Origin of the sequence: Neobacillus sp. YIM B06451, assembly GCF_032667185.1 — a bacterium.
Classification (GTDB): Bacteria; Bacillota; Bacilli; order Bacillales; family Cytobacillaceae; genus Bacillus_D.
This window is the reverse complement of record NZ_JAVFKJ010000005.1, coordinates 38,274-64,200: the sequence shown is the minus strand read 5'-3', so window position 1 is coordinate 64,200 and position 25,927 is coordinate 38,274. Positions and strand designations below refer to the sequence as shown.

The window sequence follows — 25,927 nt, the reverse complement described above, 5'->3', positions numbered from 1 at the left end:
GATTGAAAACGAGAATAGTAATTATTGATGATCATCAGCTTTTTCGTGAAGGTGTAAAAAGAATCCTTGAGTTTGAAAAGTCTTTTCAGGTTGTTGCCGAAGGAGATGACGGGACTGCTGCCCTCGATTTGATCCGGGAATATGACCCGGATGTTGTCATCATGGACATCAATATGCCTACCCTGAACGGGGTCGAGGCAACGGGGCGCGTCATGGAACGGTATCCGGATGCTAAGGTTATCATCCTTTCGATTCATGATGATGAGAATTATGTGATGCATGCGCTTCAGACAGGTGCCCGCGGCTACCTTTTGAAGGAAATGGATGCCGACGCGCTGATCGAGGCTGTCAAGGTCGTTGCCGCCGGGGGCTCCTATCTCCATCCGAAGGTAACGCATAACCTTGTAAATGAATATCGCCGCCTGGTCGGATCCGGTGAGGAAAGCGCGGCCGCAACACTTCAGCAGCCTGAAGTACGCCGTCCGCTCCACCTGCTGACGCGGAGGGAATGCGAAGTGCTTCAAATGCTCGCTGATGGGAAAAGCAACCGCGGCATCGGTGAAGCCCTTTACATTAGCGAAAAGACAGTCAAGAACCATGTAAGCAACATCCTGCAAAAGATGAATGTGAACGACCGTACCCAGGCAGTCGTTGTGGCCATCAAAAACGGCTGGGTGGAAGTTAAATAGGTTTTGAGGGGCCGGAATCTGGCGCTATTTCGATGAAAAAGTGGAACGGCCTGTTCGGGCGTAACAACCATTTTTGAAAGAAGAATGCCCTGATTGGTGTGGGCTGTCACAACATACATAGGTTCATCATGGTACATTGGCAAAGAACACGGGAGGATTCCCGTGTTCTTTTTTTACAAAAAAAGGGTTAAAACATTCGGAGAAATCCAATGGAAAATTGTCAAATGGATGGGGTTTTTGGGAAATTTACCGATAGGAATCTAAGAAACTTCATTTTTCACGAATAAATTCTCTTATTTGTGTAAAAATAGTTCGGAATTTAGCGGAATTTCACGCTTTTTTAATGTTTACATACCTTTCTGTGGGTGGCTAGAATTATAGCGGTGCTTGGCACTAAATCGGTGGATAGGAAGTGAGTGAAGTGAAGGGGTCTTTGAAGAGGATTGGAAAATCAGTCACAGCAGCGGCACTAGCATTATCCGTTTTTTCATTGTCTTTTGTCTCGGAACGAGCAATTGCAAAAAAGCCGGAGCAGGCCGGCAAATTTGTCGTTGATTTAAGGATTATGGGTACAACGGATATTCATACACACCTGTACAACTACGATTACTACAAAGATGCTCCGACGGATGAGTTCGGGTTTGCTAAAACGGCTACTTTGATTAGGAAGGCCAAGGCAGAGAAGAAGAATACACTGTTGTTTGATAATGGAGATTTGATTCAGGGGAACCCTCTTGGAGATTACAAAGCGACGGTCAATGTACTAAAGGATGGCGAGGTGCACCCTGTATTTAAGGCGCTAGGCCTCCTGGGATATGACGCGGCAACAGTTGGGAACCATGAGTTCAACTATGGCCTGCCTTTCCTTAATGAAGTGCTGGATGATGCGCCAATGCCGTATGTGAATGCAAACGTGTATAAATATGATGGCGATAAGAACCCTGCAAATGATGTAAATTATTTTAAGCCATACACAATTATTAATAAGAAAGTAACGGATAAGACTGGGAAAACCCAGATGATCAAGGTTGGGGTCATCGGCGCGGTTACTCCGCAAATCACTCTTTGGGATAAAGCAAACCTTGATGGAAAGGTCATCACAAAGGACATTGTGAAATCAGTTGAAGCAAACATTCCTAAAATGAAGGCTGCTGGCGCCGATTTAATTATCGTACTTGCTCATTCGGGCATGGGCGATCCCGCATATCGTGAAATGGAAGAGGATGCCGCCTATGACCTGACCAAAGTAAAAGGCGTGGATGCCATCGTTTCCGGGCATAACCATATGCTGTTCCCGGGTGATTTTAAGAACCTTCCCGGCGTAAACCAAGCGAAAGGGACCGTAAACGGCGTGCCTTTTGTCATGGCTGGCAACTGGGGCAACAACCTTGGGGTCATGGATATTGTGATTGAGAAAATAAAAGGCAAATGGACCGTAACCGATTCGAAATCAGTGCTGCGGCCAATTTATGATTCTGTTACGAAAAAGAGCCTCGCCGATGCCGATCCGGCAGTCCTGAAGGCTGTGAAGGCGGACCATGAAGGAACAGTCAATTACGTGCGCCAGCCAGTTGGTAAAACAACAGCCGATATCCACAGCTACTTTGCGCTTGTCCAGGATGATCCTTCGATTCAGATTGTCACAAATGCGCAAAGATGGTATATCGAAAAGCAGCTTGCGGGAACGAAGGATGCGGGCCTGCCAGTCCTGTCTGCCGGTGCTCCATTTAAGGCGGGACGGAACGGAGCCAGCTACTACACCTACGTACCGGCTGGAACAATTGCAATCAAAAACGTCGCGGACCTCTATCTGTATCCAAATACGGTTGCAACAGTTAAAATTACTGGCGCGGATGTAAAGGAATGGCTGGAAATGTCAGCCGGGCAGTTCAATCAAATTGATGTGAACAACGCTGGTGAGCAGCCGTTAATCAACAATGCATTCCCGTCGTATAATTATGATGTCATTGACGGCGTTACATATGAAATCGATGTAACCCAGCCGGCAAAATACGATCCAAGCGGCAATGTCCTAAACGCATCGTCAAACCGGATTAAAAACCTGAAATACAATGGGCAGCCAATCAATCCAGCACAGCAATTCATTGTCGTAACGAACAACTACCGTGCAAGCGGAACTTTCCCTGGCGTACGCAGCAAATCAGAAGTAAATCTGTATCCGGATGAGAACCGCCAGGCAATCATCGATTACATTCGGGAAATCGGCACCATCAACCCTTCTGCCGACCAGAACTGGAACTTCGCCGCTATCTCAAAGAATGTAAATGTCACATTCGAATCGACACCTGATGCCAAAACAGTAATTGGCCAAAACAGCCCAATTTCCTATATCGGTAATGCACCGAACAACTTTGCGAAATACGGCTTGAAGATCCCGGTAGCGGCTGGGAATTAAGTTATACGGAGTGTAACCATGCAGAGCCTTAGTTGAATATTGGGAATTTTTTAGAACCGCATTCGGATAGAGGATGCGGTTCTAATTTTTCTGAGTTCGAAGATTCAGTTGCTGCTCTTTCGCTTCAATGGTGCAATACGGCCGTGGATTCGATACAATGGAAGCAACGATGATTGGATAAGGATGGTAAACAATGAAAACGGCAGTCGTAACAGATAGCACAGCTTACATACCACGTGAAATACAGGAAAAGTTGAATATATACATGGTTCCGTTGAATGTCATTTTCGGTGAAGAAGCGTATCAGGAAGAGGTCGAATTGGGAGCGGCCGAATTTTACGAGGAGGTCAAAACAAAGGAATTGCCAACGACTTCCCAGCCGCCGATAGGACAGTTTGTCGAGCTGTATGAACAGCTTGCCCGTGAATATGATGCGATTATCAGCATTCATTTGTCGAGCGGGATTAGCGGTACGTACCAGGGAGCCGTTACAGCCGGCGGTATGGTCGAAGGGGTGAAGCTTTACCCGTTCGATTCGGAAATCAGCTGCATGGTGCAAGGATTCTATGTCCTGGAGGCGGCTGAAATGGCACAGCGCGGCGAAGAACCGGATGCCATACTCGCCCGGCTCGGGGAGATGAAGCAATCCGTACGCGCCTACTTTATGGTCGATGACCTGTCCCATCTCCAGCGCGGCGGCCGCTTATCCAGTGCCCAGGCGTTCATCGGGGGCCTGCTCCAGGTCAAACCGCTGCTCCATTTTGAGGACAAAAAAATCGTTCCTGTTGAAAAAATCCGAACCCGAAAACGGGCAATGAACCGAATCGTCGAATTGCTCGGCGAAACCGTCGCTGAAGGCGGCCAATACCGAGCCGTCATCATCCACGCCAACCGCGAGGCAGAAGCCCTCGAATGGAAAGCCGAACTTGAAACGGCCTTCCCCCACGTCGAATTCATGATTAGCTATTTCGGCGCCGTTATTGGAACACACCTTGGAGAAGGTGCGATGGGGATGGGTTGGTATAGGAAGTAGGGATTTTATTTTATTGTTTTGTGGCCACCCTGGGTGAAGCAGGGTGGCTTGTTCATTATGCTGAGTCATTTGGAAAATAACAGGTGTAGGTTCATAAATCGGGAGTTCGGTTCATAAAAACGCCCGATTGGTTCATAAAATCCGAAACCGGTTCATAAAACGTTCAACGCGGTTCATAAACTAAAAATTTGGTTCATAAAAGCTAGAGGCCGCTATCATATTGAAACTGAAATTAGGGAGCGCGGCTTTTTATCCAGCCGCCAGCCTCCCTGGCGGAGCAGGGTGGCTTGTTCTTTTTAAAGATTCTTTTTGAGATTATCTGTTGTCTGTTCATAAATTTGGAATTCGGTTCATAAAACAGCTCGATTGGTTGATTAAATCTGAATCCGGTTCATAAAACGTTCAACGCGGTTCATAAACTAAAAATTTGGTTCAGAAAAGCTAGAGGCCGCTATCATATTGAAACTGAAATTAGGGAGCGCGGCTTTTTATCCAGCCGCCAGCCTCCCTGGCGGAGCAGGGTGGCTTGTTCATTTTCAAGAGTCTTTGTGAGATTAACGGGTCTCGGTTCATAAATTAGGAATTCGGTTCATAAAACAGCTCGATTGGTTCATAAAATCTGAATCCGGTTCATAAAACGTTCAACGCGGTTCATAAACTAAAAATTCGGTTCATAAAAGCTAGAGGCCGCTATCATATTGAAACTGAAATTAGGGAGCGCGGCTTTTTATCCAGCCGCCAGCCTCCCTGGCGGAGCAGGGTGGCTTGTTCATTTTCAAGAGTCTTTGTGAGATTAACGGGTCTCGGTTCATAAATTAGGAATTCGGTTCATAAAACAGCTCGATTGGTTCATAAAATCTGAATCCGGTTCATAAAACGTTCAACGCGGTTCATAAACTAAAAATTCGGTTCATAAAAGCTAGAGGCCGCTATCATATTGAAACTGAAATTAGGGAGCGCGGCTTTTTATCCAGCCGCCAGCCTCCCTGGCGGAGCAGGGTGGCTTGTTCATTTTCAAGAGTCTTTGTGAGATTAACAGGTCTCGGTTCATAAATTGGGAAATCGGTTCATAAAACAGCTCGATTGGTTCATAAAATCCGAAACCGGTTCATAAAACGTTCAACGCGGTTCAAAAACAAAAAAATCGGTTCATAAAAGCTAGAGCCAGCTAGCAAGTTGCTAGATACGCTTAGCATGATCAACATCTTCCATTTATGTTCAAAGAATGTTCAAAAATTCCACTACATTCAGGAAGGGAAAGCGACCATTCATAGAGAAATCACAAAATTACAACTAAAAAGGAGTGGAATTTTTTGAAAGTGAAAGAAAGAACAATCCCCCTTCGTATCCTCAAGGATGAAGCCCTCTTAAGGAACCTCTCTCCACAATGCCCAGCCTATCCCGTAATTGAAAACGACTATTATCGGCGAAAAGCAGGTTACTGGGGAGAAACCCAGATTGATTACTACCTCCGTTTGCTTCCCCATCAAAACAAATACTACATTCTGAATGACCTCCGAATCCCTTTCCAAGGAAGTTTTTTTCAAATTGATTCCCTTATTTTAACAACAAGGTATTGCCTCGTAATTGAATCGAAAAATATTAAAGGAATCTTATTTTTTGATGGTGTATTTGACCAACTGATCCGGATTAACGGCGATACGGAAGAGGCCTTTGAGGATCCCATCACCCAAGCTCAGAATATTCTCCTGCAGCTCCAAGCGATTTTATTAAAGTTAATCCCCAATTTGCCTTTCGATTATATAGTTTCTGTTGCCAGCAATAAAACGATTTTAAAATCAGACGTAAAAACGATAAAGCGAGTTTGCCATGCTTCCAGCCTCGTCCAGAAAATCATTAAGCTGGATGACTATTATACTGATGATGTTATCCAAACCTTTGAAATCGAAGAAGTTTGCAATTTTCTTCTTAAACTTCATAGCCCCGAACAACAGAATATACTAGAAATTTATCGGTTAAAGGAGAGGGATATTTTAAAAGGGGTCCTTTGCCAAAAATGCAGGGGGAAAATGGAGCTTGTTAATGTTAGGTGGATTTGCTGCCACTGTGGCAATTGTTCACAAGATGCACATTTACAGAAATTAATGGATTACTTTCTCATCTTTCGTCCATCAATTACAAATAAGCAGCTGCGCACTTTTCTTGAGATTACGTCGAGGCGAGTGGCATATCGCATTTTAACAAGTAGCCAACTGACATGGAGTGGGGAAGGAAAAGCGAGAGTTTATTTTGCTCCTACTTCATTGGTACCTGCCAATATGACCTTTGGAGAGGGAGAGCAGTATGAGATATGAAATTTTACAAGACAAAATTGTCCCTATTTACCCAAAAAAAGAACAGCCGCATTTTCCTCCCGACACTCACCGGATCTCCCAATTACAAACCATTCCGCATCCACCGCTCAACCTCGGTTTTACCCCGAACCCAAAACTCCAGGAACTCCTTGCCGGAAAACAGCTACTCCTCGAAGATATCGACCTGCCGCTTGAAGAAATCCAGACCCACTATGAAAATGGCTTCCTAACTTATTTAAAAGGAATCGAATTCATTAGAAAAAAACCTCACTGCTCCCGGTGCGGGAACAAGGACCCCCAGCTGTTCGCCTCATTTGCATGTGCAAGATGCGGGGAAGTTTGCCGGTATTGCAGGAAATGCATCATGATGGGACGGATTAGTGATTGCACCCCGCTCATTGGCTGGTCAGGACCGCAGCCTGCTTTTGAAAATACCAGGAAAATTCTCGAATGGGATGGGACTCTTTCCGATGGCCAATTCGTTGCTGCTACCCGGGCGGTTGAAGCTGTGTGCGAGAATAAGAGTTTGTTGGTCTGGGCTGTTTGCGGAGCTGGGAAAACCGAGGTACTGTTCCCGGCGATTGAAGCAGCGATTGCAAGCGGTAAAAGGGCCTGTATTGCCACTCCAAGGACTGATGTCGTCCTCGAACTTACTCCCCGCCTTAAGGAGGCCTTTCCTTCTATAAAAATCGCTTTCTTGTACGGTGGAACTGAGGAGCGCCACACTAGTTCCCAGCTGACTATTGCGACGACCCACCAGCTGCTCCGGTTCCGGCATGCGTTTGACACGATGATTCTTGATGAAGTCGATGCATTCCCGTACACGATGGATGAATCGCTCCAATATGCCGCTGAAAGGGCAAGAAAGTCGGTTTCTTCCATCATTTACCTAACCGCCACCCCGAGCAAGAAATGGCAGGCGGAATGCAGGTCAGGGAAACGACCTTACGTGACAATACCAGCGAGGTTCCATCGTCATCCTCTTCCCGTCCCGGAATTTTCCTGGTGCGGCAACTGGCGGAAACAGCTTCATAAAAATCAGCTGCCAAAAGAATGTACAAGATGGACCAACGAAAGAATCAATGTAGGCAAGCAGGCGCTCATCTTTTTCCCGAATATCGAATTGATGCAGGCAGCTTTGCCGATTTTACAAAAGCTTCATAAAGGTATTGAATCTGTTCACGCAGAGGACCCTGACCGGAAAGACAAGGTTAAGAGGATGCGGAACGGCGAAACGCCCATCCTCCTGACTACCACCATCCTTGAGCGCGGCGTCACACTCTCAAACATTGACGTCGCAGTCATTGGCGCCGAGGACCGCATTTTTACCGAAAGCGCCCTTGTCCAAATCGCCGGCCGGGCGGGAAGGAGCGCAAGGCACCCAACCGGTGTCGTAACATTTTTTCATTATGGTAAAACAAATACGATGGTTGATGCCCGAAAGCAAATTCTCGCAATGAACAGGGAGGGGAAAGCCAAGGGTCTGCTTGATTAATCAGCCTGCAGGTATCCTTACGTAATAATCCCGGCCGGAGGGATTAGCTGGTTGGCAAATCTGAAAATGGAACCTGAATATTCTTAGAGGAGGATCAGGAATGCTTTTTACAACAAACCGCTGCCTGCTGTGCGGGAATGAAACCGATGAAGAGGAATCATGGACTAACCTGTTTGCGCAGGTGAAGGAATACATAGTCTGTGAGCCGTGTACGAAACGCCTCCAAAGGGTGGAAGGGAGCCAATGCGGCATTTGCGGGCGCCCGTTTTCCGCATACGACGAGAGGTTTCGGGTCGGGGAGCTTTGCGGTGACTGCCACCGCTGGGAACAGGATGACGAGTGGGCGGGGCTGCTGACCCGCAACCGTTCGCTTTACGTATACAATGATTTTCTGAAGGAAGTGATTGCACGGTTCAAGTACCGGGGTGATTACATCTTGGCAAGGGCGTTCAGCGAATTGGCCGCTAAGGAAATTCGAAAGTGGAAGCCGGATATTGTTGTGCCAATTCCGTTAAGCCAGGAAAGACAGTATGAGCGCGGCTTTAACCAGGCGGAAGCCATCGTAAGGGAAGCAGGCCTCCCGTACGAGCTTTTGCTTGCAAGAATCCACGGTGAAAAACAATCGAAGAAATCCCGGGAAGCGCGGATCCATATCCCGCAGGTTTTCCGCCTCGCGGGAACCCCAATACTCAACGCGAAAAAAATCCTTCTCATCGATGATATTTATACAACCGGTTCGACTCTCCGCCATGCGGCTAAACTCCTGAAGGAAGCGGGGGCTTGGGAAATTTCCTCACTTACGATTGCCAGGGGCTGACACGAATCTCCATTTCCCGACAAGCTCCAAAAACGACTAGTAAAGCAAAATACCGTCTATTTTTTGATGAAAAAAGGTTGTCACTACACCTTTAGTGCAATTGTAAAATTTTCGACAAACTTTTTGTTCTGTTTTAGCAGGATTCTCATAGGGTAAGAGAGAAGTATATTTACATAGTCTTAACAAAAGGAGGAGTTTCATTATGAATTACAACATTCGTGGTGAAAACATTGAAGTAACTCCAGCAATTCGCGAGTATGTGGAAAAAAAGATTTCCAAACTGGAAAGGTACTTTACTGAAACACCGGACTCCAATGTAAACGTGAATTTAAAAGTTTTCCAAGACAAAACATCCAAAGTGGAAGTCACCATTCCGATGCCGCATCTCGTCCTCCGCGCAGAGGAAAGCCATGCAGATATGTATGCCGCGGTCGACCTGATTACTGATAAATTGGAACGCCAAATCCGCAAGCATAAAACAAAAGTAAACCGTAAATTCCGCGAAAAGGGCGATTTCGCCGCACTGTTCGCAACAGTACAGGGTTCTGATTCATCCGAGTTCGAGGATGAAGAACTTGAGGTAGTCCGTACAAAGCGATTTGAATTAAAGCCAATGGACAGTGAAGAGGCCATCCTTCAGATGAACATGCTTGGCCATAACTTCTACGTCTTCACGAACGCTGAAACGAACCAAACCAACGTAGTTTACAAACGCCACGACGGTCGCTACGGTTTGATTGAAGCTCACTAAAAAATGCAATCCGGTTCCCGTTTCGGGAGCCGGATTTTTTAACTAAAACCGTATACGGTAGCTCTTTTTAAAAATGTGAAGGATTTTCATTTAGAGTATCGAAATGTAGGGTAGTAGATGTACAATACATACGAAGGGGGACGTTTACATGACCTTTTCCATTGTCGGGTTCGATCCAGTTGAAAAAGAATGGGGGATTGCCGTCCAATCAAAATTCCTCGGAGTGGGCGCGGTAGTGCCTTGGGCGAAAGCCGGTATCGGCGCGGTTGCAACCCAGTCGTACGCCAACACAACGTATGGCCCCAAGGCACTCGAGCTTATGGCTGCTGGGAAAACAGCGGAAGAAACGCTGCAAATCATCATTGAGGAAGACAGGGAACGGGAAATGCGCCAAGTCGGCCTTATTGATGCCCAAGGCAATGCCGCGACTTTTACAGGCTCTCAGTGCTACAAGTGGGCAGGGGGCGTAACAGGGCCCCATTTTGCCGCCCAGGGGAACATACTCGTCGGTGAAACAACCGTTTCACAAATGGCCGCGACATTCATGGAGACGAAGGGAACGCTTGCCGAACGCCTTTTGGCGGCGCTTGATGCGGGCCAGGCGGCAGGAGGGGATTCCAGAGGCCAACAGTCCGCCGCTCTCTACGTCGTCAAGGAGCGGGGCGGTTACGGCTCTTTTAATGACCGCTACATCGATCTCCGAGTCGACGATCATCCAGAACCAATTAAGGAATTGATCCGTATTTATGGCCTCCAGCAGCTTTATTTCGCACCATCCAAGCCGGAACGGATCGTACCGATTACAGGTGACGTTGAAACCGAGCTTGTCCAGCATCTTGGGCGCCTTGGTTATTTTAAAACAAACATTGCCGGAAAACAGGAAACACTTAAAGCGTTGACAGCCTATTTGCATACTGAAAACTTTGAAATGCGGGAACAGGAGGAAGGCTACATCGACCTCGATGTTCTTGAATACATGAAAACACAGGAACCGTCTACACAACAGAAATGAGATGAACGTTGAATGAAACAAGCTGATTTATTCATGGCCTTTTTCCGGGTTGGCATGCTCGGATACGGCGGGGGGCCCTCATCCATTCCCCTTGTCCAAAAAGAAGTCGTGGGCCGCTACAAATGGATGGACAGCGAGGAGTTTGGCGATGTCCTCGCCCTCGCAAACGCGCTCCCGGGGCCAATCGCAACAAAGCTCGCAGGATATATCGGTTACCGGGTTGCGGGATATACAGGGATGCTGAATGCTGTCCTGGCAACCATCGTCCCAACCATCATTTTAATGATTCTGCTCCTTACCGGGCTGAATGCTTTTAAAGATCAGCCATGGGTCCAGGGGGCGGCAAGCGCGGTCGTACCAGTCGTCGCCATCATGCTATTGACGATGACATGGGATTTTATTAAAAAATCACTTGGATCAAGCCTTGGAACCGTGTGGACGATTATCTTGCTGGTGGGAAGCTTTGTCCTTCTTGAAGCACTCGGTGTCCATCCGGCCATCATCATTTTTGCCCTGCTTCTCGGAGCCTTGCTGAAAAGGGACAAGAAGGAGGGAGGCACACCATGATTTATCTGCAAATATTTTGGGCATTTTTCCTTCCCGGAATTCTTGGATACGGCGGAGGCCCGTCGACAATTCCGTTGATTGAAGCGGAGGTTGTTGACCGTTATGGCTGGATGACAACCAGCGAGTTTTCAGAAGTGCTTGCCATGGGGAACGCGCTTCCGGGACCGATTGCGACAAAAATGGCCGGTTACATAGGCTATGAGATGGGCGGTACACTCGGTGCGGCAATAGGCGTTTTTGCCAGCGTCGCACCATCGCTCGTGCTTATGATCGGGCTTCTCGGCTTGCTCATGAAACACAAGGAATCACCAAAGGTAAAACGGATGACCATGATTGTCCGGCCGGTAATCGCCGCGTTGCTCGCCGTCATGGCATATGACTTTTTTATTGAATCCTACCAGGGGCCGGGTCTTTTGCACACGGTATTTCTTGCAGCGGCTAGCCTTGTCCTGATGGAAAAAATGAATGTCCATCCGGCTTATGTTATTGCAGGGAGCCTTTTATATGGCGCGATATTTCTTGGATAGCTTGAAAACCGAAAGGGAGGAGCCCTTTCGGTTTTTTGGTGAGAAAAATAACAATGAATTATTTATTGGATTCAAGCTGCCCTCTTATCAAAATGAGATGATATTAGACGTAAAAATCAACTTTTATTCCCGAGAACAATCATTCAATTAATATGAAATACAATTTGGTTCTGCTTTTAATGCTTTTATAGAAAAAGTTGAGGTAACGGTTATAAAAGGAAGGTAAAAAAATAATACCTCTGAATAGAATCAAAGGTATTACTGGTTGGGCTTATTGCGTTTTGGTGCATGTATCGCTTCCATAAAGGAGTTTGATGAGCCGCCATGACAACTTGAGCAAACGCTATTTACATCAATATGAGCCGGAGACAGTTCAGGGGTAGGAGCTTTTACAGTAATTCCATATAGGATAGTTGAACCGTTATGGCACGCTAAGCAAAATTCACGTTCTAAGCTTTCTGACCATTCTCCGTCGGACTTATTAAAAGCTGTTGGGTTTTCATGTCCTATCGATTTTTTTAATTGTTTTATATTATCAGACCCGTGGGTATCATGACAATCAGCACACGGGATATGGCCTGCGAGAGGACTTCCATCCTCCGCTTTGATAATATGTCCTGAAAACGATTTTTCTTCAAGGGTAATTTCTCGCTGATTATAAGCGGTCTTTTCAGTTTTTTCATATTGCATTTTGATATTTTCGGTAAGATTATTATAAAATTGAGCAATATCCGGCATGTTTTCATACTTTTCTTTGAAATTTTGATTATGGCATCGCAGGCATAATTGATAGTCCTCATAAATTCCAAGTGCAGTGTTCCATTTGTTGTATTTGAATATCCTGTAATTTGTACGAGGATCTATTTTTCTCGCCAAACTATCCGTTTCATGACAAGACTCACAAAGCTGTTCTTTACTGCTCGACGGAATTTGTTTGTCATTGGGATGATCATAAGTAAAATGATCTTGCAAAAGATTAGGATTCTCTTCTGACCATTCCAAATGTGGATTATGGCAGCTTGCACATGAGTTACTTGTGGGCATTCCATCGATACTTACTCCATAATCATGTGCATGGCTCTTCATCGAATTTTCAGGCAACGGAGCCCCAACTGTTCCATCATGACAAGCGTTACAGTAATTGGAAATATTTTGACCGTCAACACCTATAGCTTGTGATAAAAGCTTTGGGTTTTCAGCGGTATGTGTACTATGGCAGTTGCTGCATGTATTTACATTTTCCTGGTAGGTGCCATGTGGATTTTCGCCAAATGGATTTTCCTCTAATAGAGCTGGATCAGAAATAGTCGTAAAGGACCAGGAACGTGGGCGGGCATAGTTTCCTGCAGTATCTGAAATTCCTTGATTTATATTGACAATATATTTTTTTCCAGGTTCTAAATCCGCCGTTGGCTTAAACGTAATGGTTTTTGTCTCAGAGTCATAGTTCGGATTTGCTTCAATTAATACTTTAGTCCCATTTTGAGAAAGAGTGATTGCTTGATCTTTAACTGAGGATTTAGCAATAGGTGATTCATCAAACAATTGTATTTTTATTTCTGTATTAAGCGGGACATGTGTCATATCGTTTTTGGGATAAACGTTTGGCAATATAATGGGTCTGCTTTTATCAAACGTATATGTGATCTCCGAAACTGTACTTTCGTTTCCAGCCGGATCACTGGCTTTAACGTAAGCAGTTTGCAATCCTTCGGTTTGGTCTGGTATTTCGATTATCCAGAAACCAGTCTCATTTGCTACAGCGGTTTTCCAGTTTCCAAGTATTTCGTTGTCTTCATTTTTGGTACACCTTATACAGAGATGAACAGTATAGTTCGGGTTGGTAAAACCGCTAAAACTTGACCTATTAATATAACCATTGCTGGCTGGCTCTATAACAGTTACTGGATTAATTTCCGTATTTACACTTATATTAACTGGATCTGATATGGCTGAATTGCCAAGTGTGTCCAGAGCTTTCGCTGTAATTGTGTGAGTGCCGTTTCGTAAGCTAACCGAATAGGACCACTTACCATCACTTTCCGGCGCAGCTGTACCAAGTACTCTGCTTTCTTCAAATAGTTCAATAGTAACATTATTAAGCGAGTTGAAATTGGAAACGGTTCCTGTGAAGATAAAGGGATTAGAGGTCACTGTATCTCCATTCTTAGGTGATGTAATAAAAATTGTTGGATTTGATGATTCCGCAGCTTTTGCCGGGTGATAATTAATGGTGGATAGAAAGTTGAAATTAATATAAACAGCAAGAGCTACAGATAGCATGATTCTTATGTGAGTTGCAAGCCCTATCTGTTTCACAGGTAAAACCCTCTTTCATTCTCAATCTTATGCAGCTCGGTCTCTTATCTTCATTTTAATGTCAGTAACACACTTTAACTAGTGATTCAGGGTGAAATTCAATAAAAATACATATATCAAAAGTAGAAATGTCACAAATATATTCAATTTTACTTAGAATTAATTACATATTTACGGAATAAGAAAAACAGGTGCTATGCCGAAGCATAGCACCTTGTTATTAATTTTTCATAAATAACAAATAGTGGGGCTATTTGTTATTTTATTACCGTTGAATTGACTTAATAGTACCGCCAAAGTTAACATCTGTCATAGGCATTCCGTTTGGATGACCCTCAGGACGGTTTGTGTTCTTAATGGTTGTAGCTTTAGAGCTATTATGGCAAGCCCAGCATACTGTCATGTTAGTGAACTTCTTAAGTGCTGATGAATTGTTCTTATCTTTCATATAAGCCAAAGCCGCATTTTTATCACCTACAAACTTGCCACCAGTAGCGGTTAGTTGTGCAACTGTTTTACCATCTGCATCCATCATGATTTCAGCGTCAGTTCCGTGAGCGAAGTGACAGCGTACACAAGAGTAGCTTGCACTGGTTGTAGTGTGGCGGAAAGATTTTGAATATGAACCAGATTTCACTCCAGTAGAACTACTTGATTTGGCAAGATAGTCGGTATGACAAGCAGCACAGAATTCAGACATTTTAACTCCTTGACCAACGAAGTCTTTAGTTGTCCCAGTATTGTTAAGAGTCTTTTCTGTCCAGTAAGCTGATTGGTTGTTTTTGTAAATTTTCAATCCGTCAATGTTTTGTACTACTTGAAGGTCCATATCAACAGTGTACGCTAGAGATACTTGACCTACAACGGCACCGTAGTTGTCAGTATCAAGACCATTTAGGATATCATTTCCTTTTACAGTTAAAGCTTTAAAATATCCGTGTTCATTGCTGAAATATACATCAGGATCTCCGTACTCGATACGTGAAGTTGAATCTACCCATGATTTTACTTCTTTTAAGTCAGCTTTGACGCCTGTAAATGTGTCACCATTATCTAACTTAAATGTTCCTGCTGGCTTTTCCCAAACTACAGTTTGATCAGCAATTGTTTCCCATTTAAGCCCTTTGGTTGTATCATTTACTTGAACTAAAGAACCCTTCCAACCAGTTGGAGAGTTATCCTCAGTAACTGCTTTCGTTTTGTAAGCTAGATGTGTGAAGTGTGGAGTACCATGAGAACCATACCCGTATAACATAGGAACTTCTTGTTTTGTAGCTCCTTTGTATAGATAAAGTACCTTTGCTTTTACACCTGAAGCTACTTCATCTTCAACAGCGGAAGATTCAGATATTACTAATTTATAATCGCTACCTGAAGTTGGAACAGTAGCGGTGGGAACTAGGTTATCAATACGATTTCCACCTAAGTTATCTCCGTTAACGACGTTACGTGGTGTGGTAGCCATTCCGTTAGGATTATAATGCAATAAACGATCTGAGTAAGATCCGTGTGGGGCATGGCAGCTTGCACAGCTGAATGAAGCACCCCATTGAGCCTGACCAGTAGTGGAAGTACCATTCTTATTACCACCTGGCGCAGCTTTAATTAGAATAGCATCATTAGATTGGTGAATACTCATATTATTAACATGGCTTCCGCCGAAAGTTCCACCACCGTTTAGGTCGGCATTAGCTCCGGTTTCAAAAACGTTATAGAATCCTAGTGTACCATCATGGCAGGCTGCACATGTTTGGTAAGTTGTATCAGCAAACAATAGCTGCTTGCCTTTCGAAGTATGCGTCTGGTGGCAGCTTGCACAGGAGTTTGTATTGTTTTGGTATTCTCCGTGTGTTTTGTGGCCATCTACGTTTTTAATTACTTCGTCGAAATTTCCATCAGGTTTAACAACGTCTACGCCGGAACCTGTATTATTTGCGTTTTCATTCAAAACTCCTGCTTGCGGAGCAGTTTGCTCCTCATTGTGGTTTTTACCTGCATCATTGTTTGCGGGATCTTGAGCAGACGCTGCGGCTGCAAAAATACCAAGCAGCATGATCGCGAACAGCAAACTAAAACTGAACTTTTTCACTTAAAAAACCTCCCGTTAAGCTTTTCTCTTTTTACTCTTTTTTACAATGCTCTTTGTCTCCAGCCATCACCTCCTTAAAAGATTTATAAATAATTCAAGATGCTTCCATTGCTCTTAATTAAACATTGCAACCCTTAAATTAAGCGTATCTGTTATGAACACATTGTCTTCACCGTCAATATATAGTCCATTTGGAAGGTTAAACTGCCCGTTGCCTTCACCCATAGAACCAAATTGGAAGGCTTGCTCCCCATCTTTGTTAAATCCATAAATGATATGTGTCAAGTTACTGACTACATAGATAAGTCCTCGGCTATCAATTCCAATTCCTCTTGGGTTTACAAAGATAGAATCTCCTTTCCCATCCTGGGAACCGTTTATAATTCGAACAAATTTTCCTTCTTTATCAAAGACCTGTACTCGTTGATTTCCTGTATCGACAACATATATATTTCCATCTTGATCAGCTGTTATGGAATTTGGGGCTATAAATTCCCCATCATCTTTTCCAGGTTTTCCTATTTCCCTAATCAATTTTCCGTTGATGTCGAAGATAAAGACTTTGTTTTGTTGTATATCTGTAACGTAAACCTTTTCATCTATTATTCTTAATCCACCGGGTGAAGTTATTTTTTTCTCTTTTGTATATTCTTTTGCGAAGTAATCTATGAATTTGCCTTTCTCATCTAATATGGATATATTTCCGTTATAAAGGTCTGCTACATAGACCCTACCTTTCGAGTCGGTTGAAATTCCATATGGAAACTTGAACTGTCCAGGTTTATCGCCTTCCTCACCAAAGTTATAAAGTGGAGAACCGGCTAAGTCGAAAACTGAAACTCGCTTATTATTAGTATCTGAGACAAAGATGAACGAATCTGATACAGCTATATCCATTGGTTTATCTAACGCCGAATCAAAACTCCCTGTCAGCTGCTGCTTGAATTCGGGTGCCCCTGTAGGATTTATTAATCCCTGTAACCCTGTAGGTACATCTTTTCCTTGGATGAAAAGGAAGGAAAAAACGGCTGCTGTTGTGAGAGAAACTACTAACATTAATATATAGGTAGTACGCCTCTTCATTGTCATTCACCTTCTGTCTTTGTTTCGTTGTGTACTCGATCAAGGGCCTTTGAAGCATCTTCATATAAAGGATCGAATTGAAGGGCTTCCTTATAGATGTCCACGGCTGCTTTATAATCGCCTTTTGCCTCAGCTACCAACCCTATTTGGTAAATGATGTCGGCATTAGCCGGGTTTAATTTATTTGCCTCCTCAAGAGCCTCCATAGCTTCTTTATACATCTTGAGGTTACGGTAGGTAATTCCTAGCTGGACATGTCCTTTATAATCTTTTGGAGCAATGCTTACAGTTTTATTAAAGACTAGTAACGCATCGTTATAGTATTCTTCGTCAAGATAAACTAGGCCAAGATTATAATAAGCATCGTAATATTTATCATCTTGATCTAATACATACTGGAATTCTTTAATCGCTTTTTCATTTTGTCCTTTTAAAAAATACGTGTAACCCAGGATAACGCGATTTTCTAAATTTGCGGGATCGACTCTTACTTTTTCTTTGTAGTACTCTAACTGCTCATTAACCCTCTTCATGTCAATGTCATTCCAGAAATAGAAGTGGCCTAGAGCATAACCAGTACCTGAGGTTAGGGCGAAGGATAAAACAATTAAAAGAAGACTTTGTAAGAGAGTAAATCTCTTTGGCTTTTTTTTAGGCTGCTTTTCCTCTTCCCTTTGAGTTGTCTTTTCTTCTTCCATGGATAATACCCCTCTCGGAAAGTTGTCATTTTTGTCGTCTATTTGGAGTTAAACTATGACATTTATTACATAAAGGCTCTGAATGGCATTGGAGGCAGGTTCCGCTTATTTTTTGATTTTCAGCGATTTTAATAGGATGCCTATCTTTCCAAGTGTTGCCGTGTGAGCTAGGGTGGCAGGTAGCACATGCGACTTGTGTAACAGGTTCATCTCCAACTATCCTGTTGTCGTGGCATGTATAGCAATTTTTCTTATCGTTTGCCAGTTTTCCGTGATTCATATGGAATAGTGACTGCTTATGGCTTTTCGGCTGCTGGCCATGACAGTTTTTGCAAAAAGTATTAGCTTTTGCATATTGGGAAACAGTCGTTTGGATATTAACACCTGTTTGTTCATTATTTAAATATTTTTTGTAATTCAGTTCTTCTTTGAAAAAGTCATAACTCTGGCTTGACATATAGGAATGGCATTTATCACAGGTTTGAAGGTCAGAGGGTTTAATTTTCCCATGCCCTCCAAGTTTAAATTCAGAAGTTTTATGGTTTTCTGGAACCATGGATGACTGATGGCATGCTGTGCATTCTAAAGGCGCTTTTCTTGCTTTATGGCATTCCATACACGTATCCATTTGAGGTTTGGTATATTTCGTATCAGACATGATGCTTTTGCCTTGGTGTTCATTCCACTTTAGATAATCAGTTTTATACGTAATTTTTCTGTCAGCTATTTTCGCATGTGCAACCCCGCTATGGCACTGAATGCATTCAATTCCTTCATTTTTATGCTTATCATGTGGAATGATGAGATCACCGGATGGAGTGACGTCACGTTTATACACATTGTGACAACGTTCACATGACTTGTCTGGTATGTCCTTGGGCATTCGAATCGGTGCGGTGTACGTTTGTGTCTGTTTTTTGTAAAGCTCGACGAGTCCGTTGCCTTTCGCTTTTGCTAAATTCTCGACCCCTGGTTCGATATGGCAGTTTACGCAATCCACTTCACCGTGGGAGGAGGCCTTCCAGGTGTAGTACTCCGGCTTCATTTCATGGCAGGATGAGCAGAATTCGGAGCTTGATGATGTTTCGAGCCCTACAAATCCGATGGTGAAAAAAAGGACCAAAAACAGCAGGGTTAACGTTGCGATTTTGAAAAACGTATTGCGAAAACGGGGAGGGGCCGGGAGTTCCTGGTCAATCTTTTCTTCTTCCATAAGACTGTCCCTCCAGTTTCAGTATTACGGTTATTTGAGCGGCCCCGTAATTCCAGGGCCGCACATGATTTAATGACTATACACCTTTTTCACTCTTGAAGCCGGTTCTGTGGCAGTACTGGCAGTATACGTCCGTTGGCGCGGTTGACTTTGTTCCTTCCGCAGGCTTTTCTTTGTCGTGGCACACATAGCAGCGGGCTTTTGCCTCTTTGGTTTCTGCTTTCGGTGCGTGTGCTGTGAGCCATTGATCGCTGTCTAGGTGGCCCGGCGGGCGGTTTCCGTGGCAGGCGGAGCAGAAGGCGCTGGCACGGGATTTGTCTTTCACGACTGTGATATTCGGTTCGTATTTTTCCTTAACGCCGTCATCCTTGATTAAAGTTAGAATGTCCTGCTTGGCAATGTCGCGGATCCATTTAGAATCCTGGTGGCAGTTGATGCATTCATTAAGCTCTTTAAATGCGGTGCCGCCATGGCTTTCGTTCCATTTTACTTTTTCGTGGCTCTTTGGTATGGCGACTTCCTTGTGGCATGTAAAACAATCCATTGAAATCTTAACGCCATCTTTTTGTTTTCCAATTGCCTGAAGGATGATATCCTGTGTTTTCTTGGTTACTTCATGGCTGCCCTGTACTCCAATTACATCCGCTTCGTGGGGCTCGGCGGTTGCAGTTTCAGAGCCATGGCCTTTCTCTTTTTCAGCGCCGTGCGTATTGACCGGCAGGCTGTAGGCGATGTCCTTCCAAGGCTCTTCGCCTTTGTTCACCTTGTCGTGGCAATCAATGCACGTTCCCATGTTCGGGTTTGTGTATTCTTTCGTCATCAGTTTTTTAATATTTTTCTCTGTCCAGTGGTCGTACGTTTCGGAACCGTTAATTCCCCGGTCGACCACTTTCGCGTGCGCAACTCCCGCGTGGCAAGTAATACAAGGAATGTCTTTTTTAATGTGCTTTTTATGGTTCACCTTCAGGTCGCCGGTTGCGGTGACTAGGCGGTTATCCGAGTGGCATTGTCCGCAGTTTACCTTCATGACCGGTTTGGTCTGTACGATTGGGTCTGGCGGACCGACAACATGGTAGTAAACTTCCTTCAAAGATTCGATCTTATGAAGGACCATATTCTTCGCGCCAGGCTCGATGTGGCACTGCGTACATTTGATCTCGCTGTGGGCGCTCGCTTTGAATGTTTGGTATTCCGGCGCCATTTCGTGGCAGCTGGAGCAGAAAGATGGATTTGATGTGAAGGCAATTGCTCCGTATGCTGTTCCGCTCATGGCGATAAGCCCGAAAAGGAGAGCGAAGCCTAGCTTCCAGCGGTTAACCGGATTCTTCCAATCTATATTTCTGAATTTGCGCCATAATCTGCGTATAAGGCCGACTTTTTTATTCCCTTCCCTTGTCTCTGTCTCAGGGCTAGTCTCTGTCTGTTTGGATTTTCTCCAAAAGGCCACGCTGTTTCACCCTTTCCGTTTTTCTGTTTGATTTTCTATCTACTTTTATTTCCATATTAACCTCTCTAAAGGTAGTATCTAACACCCCAAAGTGATTTTCCAATGTACAATTTGTGAATAAAGTTGCGAAGTCTGTCATCGCTTTTTTTGAATAAAAATTCCCTGTGGAAACTTGATGTGCCATAGCTTTCATTAACAATACGTGTGTAGTGTAAACTAGAAAGATATTAAATTTTTATACTGTAAAATGAATAAAAATCAGCTAATTCTAGCGGTTTTGAGTTGGTTTTATGCATAATGAAAATATTGAGGTGAAATTGAAGGCCAGTATTTATCAATGAGCCGAGTTGTGATTTTATTATGTGGAAGTTGTGAAGAACTTGTGAAGATTTTTTCTTTTTAAAAATTGGCCCACAAACCAAGTGGGGGAATGCAGTTTTACAAAAAGCAGTTTCTGGGAAAAGGAAACACTTGAGAGGAATGTGGCAGCCTAAACCTTTGCACCTCATTTCGAAATTGAAAACCAACTCTTCAATCCAGCCTGGAAATAAAAACGAAAAAAAGCAGGCAGTATTAAAAATGAAGGAAATATCATTTTAGACATTTTCGAATCCCCCAATGGGTCCTTTTGCATAGCGGAAAGAATTTGTGGAAAATTTTCAAAAAGACCCTTTGGTTGACAGGTCCTATGCCTTTATCAAGGTGGGCATTTGTTGTCACTGCATAGCGGAAGTGGTAAGATGGTAACAGAAATTGGCGAATTATTTTTAGAGGAATTTTGCGCTGTAAAGAGAATCCTTTCTCCTTATGGGATTCGAATGCTGAATGAAGAAGGAGAGTCAAGATGGGAATTTTAAATAAATTGTTTGATATGAATAAACGCGAAGTCAAGAGGCTGACCAGGATGGCCAGCCAGATTGAGGCTCTGGCGGATGAAACCGAAAAGCTGACAGATGACCAGCTTCGCGAAAAAACCGAAGAATTCAAGCAGCGTTACCAAAATGGCGAGTCGCTTGATGACCTGCTTGTCGAAGCGTTTGCGGTGGTCCGTGAAGGCGCGCGCCGTGTTTTGGGGCTGTATCCATATCCGGTCCAGCTGATGGGTGGTATTTCCCTTCATGAAGGAAATATTTCTGAAATGAAAACAGGGGAAGGAAAAACACTGACAGCTACGATGCCCGTATACCTGAATGCTTTGTCCGGCAAAGGCGTCCATGTTGTTACCGTCAACGAATACCTTGCCAGCCGCGATGCCACTGAAATGGGCCAGCTGTACAATTTCCTTGGCCTCACTGTTGGATTGAACCTGAACAGTATGTCGAAGGAAGAAAAGCAGGAAGCATACGCGGCGGATATCACGTATGGAACGAACAATGAATACGGCTTTGATTATCTCCGCGACAACATGGTGTTATATAAGGAACAAAAAGTTCAGCGCCCACTTTATTACGCAGTCATTGACGAGGTTGACTCCATCCTGATCGACGAAGCGAGGACGCCGCTGATCATTTCCGGTACCGCCCAGAAATCGACGTCCCTCTACATGCAGGCGAATGCATTCGTTCGGACACTGACAAGGGATCAAGATTATACCTATGATGAAAAGACGAAAGGCGTCATGCTGACCGAGCAGGGAATTTCGAAGGCTGAGCGCGCATTCGGCATCGAAAACCTTTTTGACATCAACCATGTAACGTTGAACCATCACATTAACCAGGCGTTGAAGGCAAATGTATCAATGCACTTGGATATTGACTACGTTGTCCAGGACGGCGAAATCGTCATCGTTGACCAGTTCACAGGACGCCTTATGAAAGGCCGCCGCTATTCAGAAGGCCTTCACCAGGCAATCGAGGCGAAGGAAGGCCTTGAAGTCCAGAATGAGAGCATGACACTTGCGACGATTACATTCCAGAACTATTTCCGTATGTACGAGAAGCTCGCTGGTATGACCGGTACCGCGAAAACCGAGGAAGAAGAATTCCGCAACATATATAATATGAACGTTATCGTCATCCCGACCAACCGTCCGATCATCCGCGACGACCGCGCTGATTTGATCTATGCATCTATGGACGGGAAATTCCGGGCAGTCGTAGAGGACATTGCCGATCGACATAAAAAAGGCCAGCCAGTCCTTGTTGGTACAGTCGCAATTGAGACTTCCGAACTCATTTCGAAGTATCTACAGAAAAAAGGCATTCCCCACAACGTGCTGAATGCGAAAAACCATGGCCGTGAAGCGGAAATTATTGAAGATGCGGGCCAAAAAGGTGCCGTGACGATCGCGACGAACATGGCCGGGCGCGGTACGGATATCAAGCTTGGTGAAGGCGTTGTCGATCTTGGTGGGCTTGCCGTTATCGGTACGGAACGCCATGAATCACGCCGGATAGACAATCAGCTACGTGGACGTTCCGGACGCCAGGGAGATCCGGGGGTAACCCAGTTCTACCTTTCCATGGAAGATGAACTGATGCGCCGCTTCGGTTCCGATAATATGAAGAACATGATGGCCCGCCTTGGTATGGATGACTCCCAGCCAATCCAGAGCAAAATGGTATCGCGTGCCGTCGAGTCTGCCCAGAAGCGCGTTGAAGGCAATAACTTTGATGCCCGTAAGCAGCTCCTCCAGTATGATGACGTTCTGCGCCAGCAGCGTGAAATCATTTATGGCCAGCGAAACGAAGTGCTTGACGCGGAAAACCTTCGCGAAATTGTAGAGAATATGATTAAAGCAACCATCGACCGCGCAATCCCGGCTTATGCTCCTGGCAGCGGGGATGAAGACGAATGGAATATTCAGGGCATTGTCGACTTCACGACAAACAACCTACTCCATGAAGGCGACATCACAGTTGCTGATTTGAAGGACAAAGATCCGGACGAAATGGCCGATGTTATTTTTGCGAAAGTAAAGGAACGCTACGACGAGAAGGAAGAAATCCTGTCTCCTGAGCAAATGCGTGAATTCGAGAAGGTTATCGTCTTACGCGCCGTCGACTCCAAGTGGATTGACCACATCGATGCGATGGACCAGCTCCGCCAGGGTATCCACCTTCGCGCGTACGCCCAAACGGATCCTCTGCGTGAGTACCAGCATGAAGGCTTCGCGATGTTTGAGACTATGGTCGTCTCCATCGAGGAAGAGGTTGCCCGTTACATCATGAAGGCGGAAATCCGCAGCAACCTTCAGCGCCAGGAAGTTGCAAAGGGCCATGCCGTCAACCCGAAGGAAGACGGAGAAAAGATTAAAAAGAAGCCTGTCATTAAAAAGACGAACATTGGGCGCAATGACCCATGCCATTGCGGCAGCGGCAAAAAGTTCAAAAACTGCCACGGGGCGGTTTAATAGTGTTACTGATGGGGGCCGGCGGTTGCCGGCTTCCTTTGTTCTGGGCCCCAGTAGCCATAGCATGTGCATGTTTGTAGCCAGCGCCACATTTTTAGTTGATATAAGTTCAAAAGAAAGCTTCTCGATTGTTTGGACACGGAACTGAATTTCCGGGAAGTAGGAGTCCAAAGATACCCATTGTTTGGACACAAAACCACATTTCCGGGAGGTAAGAGTCCAGAGGTGCCTGTTCTTTGGACACGGAACTTCATTCCCGGGATGTATGTGTCCAAAGATGCCCAATGTTTGGACACAAAACTGCATTTCCGGGATGTAGGAGTCCAAAGCTACGCTTATGTTCGGACCTTACCCTATGCTTTATAGGAAATTTTATCGAACGTTTCCCTGTTTTTTGCCTTCGTAGCTGGGCTTCGGCGGCTTTTAATTTTTCCTAGAGCTTTGGCATTCGAGGCTTGAGGGTATATACTAGATAATGACTATTCTAATGGAAAGATGTTTGAGGTGATTGATATGGAGTTTTCAGATATCAGAAACGAGTTGGAGAAAACAGCTAAGCGATTAGCGGGCTTCAGGGGGTCTCTTTGACCTAGAGGAAAAGGAGGCACGGATAGCGCAGCTTGATAATGAGATGCTGCATCCGGATTTCTGGAATGACCAGAATGCCGCGCAGACAGTGATTAACGAGGCAAATGCTCTAAAGGACCAGGTGCATGCGTTCCTGGAGATGAATGAGAAGTATGAGGATTTAGAAGTGACATTCGAGCTTCTTAAGGAGGAGCCGGATGCTGAATTGCAGGAAGAACTTGAAGAGGAGCTTACAGCATTGACAGCACGTCTTGACGAGTATGAGCTTGAGATGCTGTTGAGCGAGCCTTATGATAAAAACAATGCGATTTTGGAGCTGCATCCCGGTGCTGGCGGTACGGAGTCCCAGGATTGGGGCTCGATGCTTTTGCGGATGTACACCCGCTGGGCGGAGAAGCGCGGCTATAAGGTCGAGACGCTTGATTACCTTCCTGGTGATGAAGCCGGAATCAAGAGTGTTACCCTGGCAATTAAAGGGCATAATGCGTACGGCTATTTAAAGGCGGAGAAGGGTGTCCACCGGCTTGTACGGATCTCGCCATTCGATTCGTCGGGCCGCCGCCATACATCGTTCGTTTCATGCGAGGTTATGCCGGAATTCAATGACGAGATTGAAATCGACATTAGGACCGAAGATTTAAAGATTGATACGTACCGATCGAGCGGTGCGGGCGGTCAGCATGTCAATACAACTGATTCTGCGGTGAGGATTACGCATATTCCGACTGGTGTGGTTGTGACGTGCCAGACGGAGCGATCGCAGATTAAAAACCGTGAACGGGCGATGAATTTACTGAAGGCAAAGCTGTACCAGCGCGAGATTGAGGAAAAGGAAAAGCAGCTTGCGGAAATCCGCGGCGAACAGAAGGAGATCGGCTGGGGAAGCCAAATCCGTTCGTACGTGTTCCACCCGTATTCAATGGTGAAGGACCATAGGACGGGTACGGAATCCGGAAATGTGCAGGCTGTGATGGATGGGGAGCTTGATCCGTTCATTGATTCGTATTTGCGGTCGAAGCTCTCGTAAGATTTACATTTTGAAAAATTAAAGCCTTTGCCGGAAATACCGCCGGCAAAGGCTTGTTTTATTTTTTGGATTTCATTTGCCGACGTGGAATAGTCGGAGAGGCTAAAGCTGCATGCGTTTTTTAATTGTGGAGATCTCGGTTTCGTGGATGCCGGATTTGGCACTTAGGTGTGCAATATCAAACTTTATTCCTGTAATTTCGTCAGCAATGACGTTGAAAACTTTCTCGTGACCGTCCAGTTTGGTGTGGATTTGCTTAAAATGGCTCCTAAACTCAGTTGCGTGGTTGTTGATTGTTTCCAGTCGTCCATCCACTCGGTCCAGCCTTGCGTCAATGCCATCAAGCCGCTGATCAATCCCATCGAATCTCTTGCCCATCAGTTCAAACTGATTATCGATTTTTCCCATAAAATCTTTTAATAGCTCTTCCACTTTTTCACCTCCTTTTTGCGAGTATACCATAAATTTTCACCTTAAAAGCCTAGGAAT

Annotated in this window: 20 protein-coding genes; 13 read left to right on the top strand and 7 right to left on the bottom strand. The window is 44.8% G+C overall.

Annotation, left to right across the window (positions count from 1 at the left end; translation table 11 throughout):
* The first annotated feature begins 2 nt into the window (after window positions 1–2).
* The 10 genes from RB160_RS11465 to RB160_RS11420 all read left to right on the top strand — a co-directional run bounded on the left by RB160_RS11465 (window position 3) and on the right by RB160_RS11420 (window position 11,622).
* Window positions 3–689: a response regulator transcription factor gene (locus tag RB160_RS11465; protein ID WP_316570456.1), complete on the top strand. Its 687-nt coding sequence runs from the start codon at window positions 3–5 to the stop codon at window positions 687–689.
* A 421-nt stretch (window positions 690–1,110) separates the two neighbouring features.
* Window positions 1,111–3,105 (top strand): bifunctional 2',3'-cyclic-nucleotide 2'-phosphodiesterase/3'-nucleotidase, encoded by a 1,995-nt coding sequence (locus RB160_RS11460; protein WP_316570623.1) that lies wholly within the window; start codon window positions 1,111–1,113, stop codon window positions 3,103–3,105.
* 193 nt (window positions 3,106–3,298) lie between these two features.
* Window positions 3,299–4,138 (top strand): DegV family protein, encoded by an 840-nt coding sequence (locus tag RB160_RS11455; protein WP_316570455.1) that lies wholly within the window; start codon window positions 3,299–3,301, stop codon window positions 4,136–4,138.
* A 1,319-nt stretch (window positions 4,139–5,457) separates the two neighbouring features.
* Window positions 5,458–6,453 (top strand): nuclease-related domain-containing protein, encoded by a 996-nt coding sequence (locus RB160_RS11450; RefSeq protein ID WP_316570621.1) that lies wholly within the window; start codon window positions 5,458–5,460, stop codon window positions 6,451–6,453.
* Complete coding sequence (locus RB160_RS11445; RefSeq protein ID WP_316570453.1) at window positions 6,443–7,948, top strand: ATP-dependent helicase ComFA; 1,506 nt, start codon at window positions 6,443–6,445, stop codon at window positions 7,946–7,948. The genes RB160_RS11450 and RB160_RS11445 overlap by 11 nt, the downstream gene beginning before the upstream one ends.
* Before the next feature lie 100 nt (window positions 7,949–8,048).
* A complete protein-coding gene (locus tag RB160_RS11440) occupies window positions 8,049–8,765 on the top strand; it encodes a ComFC family protein (protein ID WP_316570452.1) in 717 nt (238 codons plus the stop codon).
* A gap of 202 nt (window positions 8,766–8,967) precedes the next feature.
* The gene (hpf, locus tag RB160_RS11435; protein ID WP_316570451.1) at window positions 8,968–9,516 is read left to right on the top strand and encodes a ribosome hibernation-promoting factor, HPF/YfiA family; all 549 of its coding nucleotides are present in this window, start codon (window positions 8,968–8,970) and stop codon (window positions 9,514–9,516) included.
* Window positions 9,517–9,664: 148 nt separating this feature from the next.
* Window positions 9,665–10,528 (top strand): DUF1028 domain-containing protein, encoded by an 864-nt coding sequence (locus tag RB160_RS11430; RefSeq protein ID WP_316570450.1) that lies wholly within the window; start codon window positions 9,665–9,667, stop codon window positions 10,526–10,528.
* 12 nt (window positions 10,529–10,540) lie between these two features.
* Complete coding sequence (locus tag RB160_RS11425; protein ID WP_316570449.1) at window positions 10,541–11,095, top strand: chromate transporter; 555 nt, start codon at window positions 10,541–10,543, stop codon at window positions 11,093–11,095.
* Window positions 11,092–11,622: a chromate transporter gene (locus RB160_RS11420; protein ID WP_316570448.1), complete on the top strand. Its 531-nt coding sequence runs from the start codon at window positions 11,092–11,094 to the stop codon at window positions 11,620–11,622. Before RB160_RS11425 ends, RB160_RS11420 begins: the two co-directional genes overlap by 4 nt.
* Window positions 11,623–11,880: 258 nt before the next feature.
* On the opposite strand, the gene RB160_RS11415 is transcribed toward RB160_RS11420, so the two are convergent.
* From RB160_RS11415 to RB160_RS11390, 6 genes are all read right to left on the bottom strand, one after another.
* The gene (locus RB160_RS11415) at window positions 11,881–13,941 is read right to left on the bottom strand and encodes an Ig-like domain-containing protein (RefSeq protein WP_316570447.1); all 2,061 of its coding nucleotides are present in this window, start codon (window positions 13,939–13,941) and stop codon (window positions 11,881–11,883) included.
* 265 nt (window positions 13,942–14,206) lie between these two features.
* On the bottom strand, window positions 14,207–16,030 hold the full coding sequence (locus RB160_RS11410; RefSeq protein ID WP_316570446.1) for a cytochrome c3 family protein: 1,824 nt from the start codon (window positions 16,028–16,030) through the stop codon (window positions 14,207–14,209).
* Between the two features lie 114 nt (window positions 16,031–16,144).
* Complete coding sequence (locus RB160_RS11405; RefSeq protein WP_316570445.1) at window positions 16,145–17,113, bottom strand: 6-bladed beta-propeller; 969 nt, start codon at window positions 17,111–17,113, stop codon at window positions 16,145–16,147.
* A gap of 2 nt (window positions 17,114–17,115) precedes the next feature.
* Window positions 17,116–17,811, bottom strand: coding sequence for a tetratricopeptide repeat protein (locus tag RB160_RS11400; RefSeq protein WP_316570444.1), 696 nt, complete (start codon window positions 17,809–17,811; stop codon window positions 17,116–17,118).
* Window positions 17,812–17,836: 25 nt separating this feature from the next.
* Window positions 17,837–19,024: a NapC/NirT family cytochrome c gene (locus RB160_RS11395; protein ID WP_316570443.1), complete on the bottom strand. Its 1,188-nt coding sequence runs from the start codon at window positions 19,022–19,024 to the stop codon at window positions 17,837–17,839.
* 76 nt (window positions 19,025–19,100) lie between these two features.
* Window positions 19,101–20,471 carry a cytochrome c3 family protein gene (locus tag RB160_RS11390; RefSeq protein WP_316570442.1) on the bottom strand — a complete coding sequence of 457 codons (1,371 nt, stop codon included), beginning with the start codon at window positions 20,469–20,471 and terminating at the stop codon, window positions 19,101–19,103.
* 713 nt (window positions 20,472–21,184) lie between these two features.
* Here RB160_RS11390 and RB160_RS11385 point away from each other — a divergent pair.
* The 3 genes from RB160_RS11385 to prfB all read left to right on the top strand — a co-directional run bounded on the left by RB160_RS11385 (window position 21,185) and on the right by prfB (window position 25,438).
* A complete protein-coding gene (locus RB160_RS11385; protein ID WP_316570441.1) occupies window positions 21,185–21,328 on the top strand; it encodes a hypothetical protein in 144 nt (47 codons plus the stop codon).
* Window positions 21,316–23,823, top strand: a complete 2,508-nt coding sequence (gene secA, locus RB160_RS11380; RefSeq protein WP_316570440.1) for a preprotein translocase subunit SecA — start codon at window positions 21,316–21,318, stop codon at window positions 23,821–23,823. The genes RB160_RS11385 and secA overlap by 13 nt, the downstream gene beginning before the upstream one ends.
* 513 nt (window positions 23,824–24,336) lie before the next feature.
* Window positions 24,337–25,438, top strand: a protein-coding gene (gene prfB, locus RB160_RS11375) for a peptide chain release factor 2 (protein ID WP_316570439.1) whose coding sequence is annotated in 2 segments (ribosomal slippage) — window positions 24,337–24,408 and window positions 24,410–25,438 — 1,101 coding nt in all. Because the reading frame shifts where the segments join, the coding sequence is not laid out codon by codon here.
* Between the two features lie 102 nt (window positions 25,439–25,540).
* On the opposite strand, the gene RB160_RS11370 is transcribed toward prfB, so the two are convergent.
* Entirely contained in the window at window positions 25,541–25,870 is a 330-nt protein-coding gene (locus RB160_RS11370) for a hypothetical protein (RefSeq protein ID WP_316570438.1), read from the bottom strand.
* Window positions 25,871–25,927: the final 57 nt, after the last annotated feature.

What these genes read in the sequence shown, in the direction of transcription:
- RB160_RS11455 (WP_316570455.1), top strand. Translation starts at nt 3,299, where the DNA reads ATGAAAACGGCAGTCGTAACAGATAGCACAGCTTACATACCACGTGAA.
- RB160_RS11445 (WP_316570453.1), top strand. Translation starts at nt 6,443, where the DNA reads ATGAGATATGAAATTTTACAAGACAAAATTGTCCCTATTTACCCAAAA.
- RB160_RS11440 (WP_316570452.1), top strand. Translation starts at nt 8,049, where the DNA reads ATGCTTTTTACAACAAACCGCTGCCTGCTGTGCGGGAATGAAACCGAT.
- hpf (WP_316570451.1), top strand. Translation starts at nt 8,968, where the DNA reads ATGAATTACAACATTCGTGGTGAAAACATTGAAGTAACTCCAGCAATT.
- RB160_RS11430 (WP_316570450.1), top strand. Translation starts at nt 9,665, where the DNA reads ATGACCTTTTCCATTGTCGGGTTCGATCCAGTTGAAAAAGAATGGGGG.
- RB160_RS11425 (WP_316570449.1), top strand. Translation starts at nt 10,541, where the DNA reads ATGAAACAAGCTGATTTATTCATGGCCTTTTTCCGGGTTGGCATGCTC.
- RB160_RS11420 (WP_316570448.1), top strand. Translation starts at nt 11,092, where the DNA reads ATGATTTATCTGCAAATATTTTGGGCATTTTTCCTTCCCGGAATTCTT.
- RB160_RS11405 (WP_316570445.1), bottom strand. Translation starts at nt 17,113, where the DNA reads ATGAAGAGGCGTACTACCTATATATTAATGTTAGTAGTTTCTCTCACA.
- RB160_RS11400 (WP_316570444.1), bottom strand. Translation starts at nt 17,811, where the DNA reads ATGGAAGAAGAAAAGACAACTCAAAGGGAAGAGGAAAAGCAGCCTAAA.
- RB160_RS11395 (WP_316570443.1), bottom strand. Translation starts at nt 19,024, where the DNA reads ATGGAAGAAGAAAAGATTGACCAGGAACTCCCGGCCCCTCCCCGTTTT.
- secA (WP_316570440.1), top strand. Translation starts at nt 21,316, where the DNA reads ATGGGAATTTTAAATAAATTGTTTGATATGAATAAACGCGAAGTCAAG.